Source organism: uncultured Microscilla sp., from assembly GCF_947493425.1.
GTDB lineage: Bacteria > Bacteroidota > Bacteroidia > Cytophagales > Microscillaceae > Microscilla.
Map to the genome: position 1 here is coordinate 1 of NZ_CANLRP010000459.1, position 555 is coordinate 555.

Below are 555 nucleotides of genomic sequence, written 5' to 3' on the forward strand. Positions count from 1 at the left end.
GGCGTTAGGCTTTGGGGCAAGGTGAGTGTCACTTCTTGCCTCACCGGATTAGGGTAGGCAGTCAGCGACTGGGGCAATGGGTAGTGCTTGTTTGTAACCAGCCCAGTAACCGTATTTTCATCAGCATCGCGCTTAGCCTGGGCGGGTACGTTTGCTGTAGCTACCTGATAGATGCCCCTACTTTGATAGTCTGCTACAAATACCACTACTTGCAAGTCTTGAGGATTTACTCCAGGTCCCACTTTGCAACTAAACCCAAGGCTTTGAACTTCATCTTTTTGCCACACACGCCCTCTAAACATCCCTGCTGCATCAGGCAACATCTTGCGAATTACTTGAAGATAGGTTTCGCCTGTGCCACTGGCCACCCGGCTGCTGTCTACAATGGCGGCGTGAAAAACAACAGGCTCGTTGAAAGCTGTTAAGGCAGTGATCTTTGCTGAGATTTCGAGCGATTTGTTTTGCCATTTCACAGGGTCTATTGTGATAGTAAAATTCGCTGGCAACAAGGTCTTTTTGAGTAGGCTGTCTTTGAGTTGGGTCACTGACAAGGAA

The 555-nt window shown here is 48.6% G+C and carries 1 pseudogene; it reads right to left on the reverse strand.

What is annotated here, in order from left to right:
• Nucleotides 1-555: pseudogene (locus Q0954_RS34325) on the reverse strand (hypothetical protein); the annotation flags it as partial.